This window comes from Vibrio salinus (assembly GCF_021272385.1).
GTDB classification, from domain to species: Bacteria; Pseudomonadota; Gammaproteobacteria; order Enterobacterales; family Vibrionaceae; genus Vibrio; species Vibrio salinus.
Map to the genome: position 1 here is coordinate 1 of NZ_JAJSDZ010000004.1, position 6621 is coordinate 6621.

Below are 6621 nucleotides of genomic sequence, written 5' to 3' on the forward strand. Positions count from 1 at the left end.
ATGGTCGGTGCTTTCACTTCTGTGTCCGCTGCCGCCGCTGTCTCGCTCGCTTGCGTCGACGTGTTACCCGCCGCATCGGTGATTTGCGCGGTCACTGTGCCTTCCGGAGCCACTTCGACTGTCACGGAACCCGCGGCGATTTCATCCGCAGACAAGCTGTATTCTTCACCGTTGATGGTCAACGTGTCGTTCGCCGCATCGAAGTCGTCTGGCAAGCTGATGGTCGCCGTCACGGTGCCATCTTCGCCCACTTCCGCGTTGTTGTAGATGTCATCATCACCTGTGCTTTCTAGCGTGATGGTCGGTGCTTTCACTTCTGTGTCCGCTGCCGCCGCTGTCTCGCTCGCTTGCGTCGACGTGTTACCCGCCGCATCGGTGATTTGCGCGGTCACTGTGCCTTCCGGAGCCACTTCGACTGTCACGGAACCCGCGGCGATTTCATCCGCAGACAAGCTGTATTCTTCACCGTTGATGGTCAACGTGTCGTTCGCCGCATCGAAGTCGTCTGGCAAGCTGATGGTCGCCGTCACGGTGCCATCTTCGCCCACTTCCGCGTTGTTGTAGATGTCATCATCACCTGTGCTTTCTAGCGTGATGGTCGGTGCTTTCACTTCTGTGTCCGCTGCCGCCGCTGTCTCGCTCGCTTGCGTCGACGTGTTACCCGCCGCATCGGTGATTTGCGCGGTCACTGTGCCTTCCGGAGCCACTTCGACTGTCACGGAACCCGCGGCGATTTCATCCGCAGACAAGCTGTATTCTTCACCGTTGATGGTCAACGTGTCGTTCGCCGCATCGAAGTCGTCTGGCAAGCTGATGGTCGCCGTCACGGTGCCATCTTCGCCCACTTCCGCGTTGTTGTAGATGTCATCATCACCTGTGCTTTCTAGCGTGATGGTCGGTGCTTTCACTTCTGTGTCCGCTGCCGCCGCTGTCTCGCTCGCTTGCGTCGACGTGTTACCCGCCGCATCGGTGATTTGCGCGGTCACTGTGCCTTCCGGAGCCACTTCGACTGTCACGGAACCCGCGGCGATTTCATCCGCAGACAAGCTGTATTCTTCACCGTTGATGGTCAACGTGTCGTTCGCCGCATCGAAGTCGTCTGGCAAGCTGATGGTCGCCGTCACGGTGCCATCTTCGCCCACTTCCGCGTTGTTGTAGATGTCATCATCACCTGTGCTTTCTAGCGTGATGGTCGGTGCTTTCACTTCTGTGTCCGCTGCCGCCGCTGTCTCGCTCGCTTGCGTCGACGTGTTACCCGCCGCATCGGTGATTTGCGCGGTCACTGTGCCTTCCGGAGCCACTTCGACTGTCACGGAACCCGCGGCGATTTCATCCGCAGACAAGCTGTATTCTTCACCGTTGATGGTCAACGTGTCGTTCGCCGCATCGAAGTCGTCTGGCAAGCTGATGGTCGCCGTCACGGTGCCATCTTCGCCCACTTCCGCGTTGTTGTAGATGTCATCATCACCTGTGCTTTCTAGCGTGATGGTCGGTGCTTTCACTTCTGTGTCCGCTGCCGCCGCTGTCTCGCTCGCTTGCGTCGACGTGTTACCCGCCGCATCGGTGATTTGCGCGGTCACTGTGCCTTCCGGAGCCACTTCGACTGTCACGGAACCCGCGGCGATTTCATCCGCAGACAAGCTGTATTCTTCACCGTTGATGGTCAACGTGTCGTTCGCCGCATCGAAGTCGTCTGGCAAGCTGATGGTCGCCGTCACGGTGCCATCTTCGCCCACTTCCGCGTTGTTGTAGATGTCATCATCACCTGTGCTTTCTAGCGTGATGGTCGGTGCTTTCACTTCTGTGTCCGCTGCCGCCGCTGTCTCGCTCGCTTGCGTCGACGTGTTACCCGCCGCATCGGTGATTTGCGCGGTCACTGTGCCTTCCGGAGCCACTTCGACTGTCACGGAACCCGCGGCGATTTCATCCGCAGACAAGCTGTATTCTTCACCGTTGATGGTCAACGTGTCGTTCGCCGCATCGAAGTCGTCTGGCAAGCTGATGGTCGCCGTCACGGTGCCATCTTCGCCCACTTCCGCGTTGTTGTAGATGTCATCATCACCTGTGCTTTCTAGCGTGATGGTCGGTGCTTTCACTTCTGTGTCCGCTGCCGCCGCTGTCTCGCTCGCTTGCGTCGACGTGTTACCCGCCGCATCGGTGATTTGCGCGGTCACTGTGCCTTCCGGAGCCACTTCGACTGTCACGGAACCCGCGGCGATTTCATCCGCAGACAAGCTGTATTCTTCACCGTTGATGGTCAACGTGTCGTTCGCCGCATCGAAGTCGTCTGGCAAGCTGATGGTCGCCGTCACGGTGCCATCTTCGCCCACTTCCGCGTTGTTGTAGATGTCATCATCACCTGTGCTTTCTAGCGTGATGGTCGGTGCTTTCACTTCTGTGTCCGCTGCCGCCGCTGTCTCGCTCGCTTGCGTCGACGTGTTACCCGCCGCATCGGTGATTTGCGCGGTCACTGTGCCTTCCGGAGCCACTTCGACTGTCACGGAACCCGCGGCGATTTCATCCGCAGACAAGCTGTATTCTTCACCGTTGATGGTCAACGTGTCGTTCGCCGCATCGAAGTCGTCTGGCAAGCTGATGGTCGCCGTCACGGTGCCATCTTCGCCCACTTCCGCGTTGTTGTAGATGTCATCATCACCTGTGCTTTCTAGCGTGATGGTCGGTGCTTTCACTTCTGTGTCCGCTGCCGCCGCTGTCTCGCTCGCTTGCGTCGACGTGTTACCCGCCGCATCGGTGATTTGCGCGGTCACTGTGCCTTCCGGAGCCACTTCGACTGTCACGGAACCCGCGGCGATTTCATCCGCAGACAAGCTGTATTCTTCACCGTTGATGGTCAACGTGTCGTTCGCCGCATCGAAGTCGTCTGGCAAGCTGATGGTCGCCGTCACGGTGCCATCTTCGCCCACTTCCGCGTTGTTGTAGATGTCATCATCACCTGTGCTTTCTAGCGTGATGGTCGGTGCTTTCACTTCTGTGTCCGCTGCCGCCGCTGTCTCGCTCGCTTGCGTCGACGTGTTACCCGCCGCATCGGTGATTTGCGCGGTCACTGTGCCTTCCGGAGCCACTTCGACTGTCACGGAACCCGCGGCGATTTCATCCGCAGACAAGCTGTATTCTTCACCGTTGATGGTCAACGTGTCGTTCGCCGCATCGAAGTCGTCTGGCAAGCTGATGGTCGCCGTCACGGTGCCATCTTCGCCCACTTCCGCGTTGTTGTAGATGTCATCATCACCTGTGCTTTCTAGCGTGATGGTCGGTGCTTTCACTTCTGTGTCCGCTGCCGCCGCTGTCTCGCTCGCTTGCGTCGACGTGTTACCCGCCGCATCGGTGATTTGCGCGGTCACTGTGCCTTCCGGAGCCACTTCGACCGCCGCTGTCTCGCTCGCTTGCGTCGACGTGTTACCCGCCGCATCGGTGATTTGCGCGGTCACTGTGCCTTCCGGAGCCACTTCGACTGTCACGGAACCCGCGGCGATTTCATCCGCAGACAAGCTGTATTCTTCACCGTTGATGGTCAACGTGTCGTTCGCCGCATCGAAGTCGTCTGGCAAGCTGATGGTCGCCGTCACGGTGCCATCTTCGCCCACTTCCGCGTTGTTGTAGATGTCATCATCACCTGTGCTTTCTAGCGTGATGGTCGGTGCTTTCACTTCTGTGTCCGCTGCCGCCGCTGTCTCGCTCGCTTGCGTCGACGTGTTACCCGCCGCATCGGTGATTTGCGCGGTCACTGTGCCTTCCGGAGCCACTTCGACTGTCACGGAACCCGCGGCGATTTCATCCGCAGACAAGCTGTATTCTTCACCGTTGATGGTCAACGTGTCGTTCGCCGCATCGAAGTCGTCTGGCAAGCTGATGGTCGCCGTCACGGTGCCATCTTCGCCCACTTCCGCGTTGTTGTAGATGTCATCATCACCTGTGCTTTCTAGCGTGATGGTCGGTGCTTTCACTTCTGTGTCCGCTGCCGCCGCTGTCTCGCTCGCTTGCGTCGACGTGTTACCCGCCGCATCGGTGATTTGCGCGGTCACTGTGCCTTCCGGAGCCACTTCGACTGTCACGGAACCCGCGGCGATTTCATCCGCAGACAAGCTGTATTCTTCACCGTTGATGGTCAACGTGTCGTTCGCCGCATCGAAGTCGTCTGGCAAGCTGATGGTCGCCGTCACGGTGCCATCTTCGCCCACTTCCGCGTTGTTGTAGATGTCATCATCACCTGTGCTTTCTAGCGTGATGGTCGGTGCTTTCACTTCTGTGTCCGCTGCCGCCGCTGTCTCGCTCGCTTGCGTCGACGTGTTACCCGCCGCATCGGTGATTTGCGCGGTCACTGTGCCTTCCGGAGCCACTTCGACTGTCACGGAACCCGCGGCGATTTCATCCGCAGACAAGCTGTATTCTTCACCGTTGATGGTCAACGTGTCGTTCGCCGCATCGAAGTCGTCTGGCAAGCTGATGGTCGCCGTCACGGTGCCATCTTCGCCCACTTCCGCGTTGTTGTAGATGTCATCATCACCTGTGCTTTCTAGCGTGATGGTCGGTGCTTTCACTTCTGTGTCCGCTGCCGCCGCTGTCTCGCTCGCTTGCGTCGACGTGTTACCCGCCGCATCGGTGATTTGCGCGGTCACTGTGCCTTCCGGAGCCACTTCGACTGTCACGGAACCCGCGGCGATTTCATCCGCAGACAAGCTGTATTCTTCACCGTTGATGGTCAACGTGTCGTTCGCCGCATCGAAGTCGTCTGGCAAGCTGATGGTCGCCGTCACGGTGCCATCTTCGCCCACTTCCGCGTTGTTGTAGATGTCATCATCACCTGTGCTTTCTAGCGTGATGGTCGGTGCTTTCACTTCTGTGTCCGCTGCCGCCGCTGTCTCGCTCGCTTGCGTCGACGTGTTACCCGCCGCATCGGTGATTTGCGCGGTCACTGTGCCTTCCGGAGCCACTTCGACTGTCACGGAACCCGCGGCGATTTCATCCGCAGACAAGCTGTATTCTTCACCGTTGATGGTCAACGTGTCGTTCGCCGCATCGAAGTCGTCTGGCAAGCTGATGGTCGCCGTCACGGTGCCATCTTCGCCCACTTCCGCGTTGTTGTAGATGTCATCATCACCTGTGCTTTCTAGCGTGATGGTCGGTGCTTTCACTTCTGTGTCCGCTGCCGCCGCTGTCTCGCTCGCTTGCGTCGACGTGTTACCCGCCGCATCGGTGATTTGCGCGGTCACTGTGCCTTCCGGAGCCACTTCGACTGTCACGGAACCCGCGGCGATTTCATCCGCAGACAAGCTGTATTCTTCACCGTTGATGGTCAACGTGTCGTTCGCCGCATCGAAGTCGTCTGGCAAGCTGATGGTCGCCGTCACGGTGCCATCTTCGCCCACTTCCGCGTTGTTGTAGATGTCATCATCACCTGTGCTTTCTAGCGTGATGGTCGGTGCTTTCACTTCTGTGTCCGCTGCCGCCGCTGTCTCGCTCGCTTGCGTCGACGTGTTACCCGCCGCATCGGTGATTTGCGCGGTCACTGTGCCTTCCGGAGCCACTTCGACTGTCACGGAACCCGCGGCGATTTCATCCGCAGACAAGCTGTATTCTTCACCGTTGATGGTCAACGTGTCGTTCGCCGCATCGAAGTCGTCTGGCAAGCTGATGGTCGCCGTCACGGTGCCATCTTCGCCCACTTCCGCGTTGTTGTAGATGTCATCATCACCTGTGCTTTCTAGCGTGATGGTCGGTGCTTTCACTTCTGTGTCCGCTGCCGCCGCTGTCTCGCTCGCTTGCGTCGACGTGTTACCCGCCGCATCGGTGATTTGCGCGGTCACTGTGCCTTCCGGAGCCACTTCGACTGTCACGGAACCCGCGGCGATTTCATCCGCAGACAAGCTGTATTCTTCACCGTTGATGGTCAACGTGTCGTTCGCCGCATCGAAGTCGTCTGGCAAGCTGATGGTCGCCGTCACGGTGCCATCTTCGCCCACTTCCGCGTTGTTGTAGATGTCATCATCACCTGTGCTTTCTAGCGTGATGGTCGGTGCTTTCACTTCTGTGTCCGCTGCCGCCGCTGTCTCGCTCGCTTGCGTCGACGTGTTACCCGCCGCATCGGTGATTTGCGCGGTCACTGTGCCTTCCGGAGCCACTTCGACTGTCACGGAACCCGCGGCGATTTCATCCGCAGACAAGCTGTATTCTTCACCGTTGATGGTCAACGTGTCGTTCGCCGCATCGAAGTCGTCTGGCAAGCTGATGGTCGCCGTCACGGTGCCATCTTCGCCCACTTCCGCGTTGTTGTAGATGTCATCATCACCTGTGCTTTCTAGCGTGATGGTCGGTGCTTTCACTTCTGTGTCCGCTGCCGCCGCTGTCTCGCTCGCTTGCGTCGACGTGTTACCCGCCGCATCGGTGATTTGCGCGGTCACTGTGCCTTCCGGAGCCACTTCGACTGTCACGGAACCCGCGGCGATTTCATCCGCAGACAAGCTGTATTCTTCACCGTTGATGGTCAACGTGTCGTTCGCCGCATCGAAGTCGTCTGGCAAGCTGATGGTCGCCGTCACGGTGCCATCTTCGCCCACTTCCGCGTTGTTGTAGATGTCATCATCACCTGTGCTTTCTAGCGTG

Annotated in this window: 1 protein-coding gene; it reads right to left on the reverse strand. The window is 58.7% G+C overall.

Annotation, left to right across the window (positions count from 1 at the left end; genetic code table 11):
- On the reverse strand, positions 1 to 6621 hold a 6621-nt coding region (locus LRQ06_RS00180), incomplete at both ends, for a hypothetical protein (RefSeq protein ID WP_232764404.1).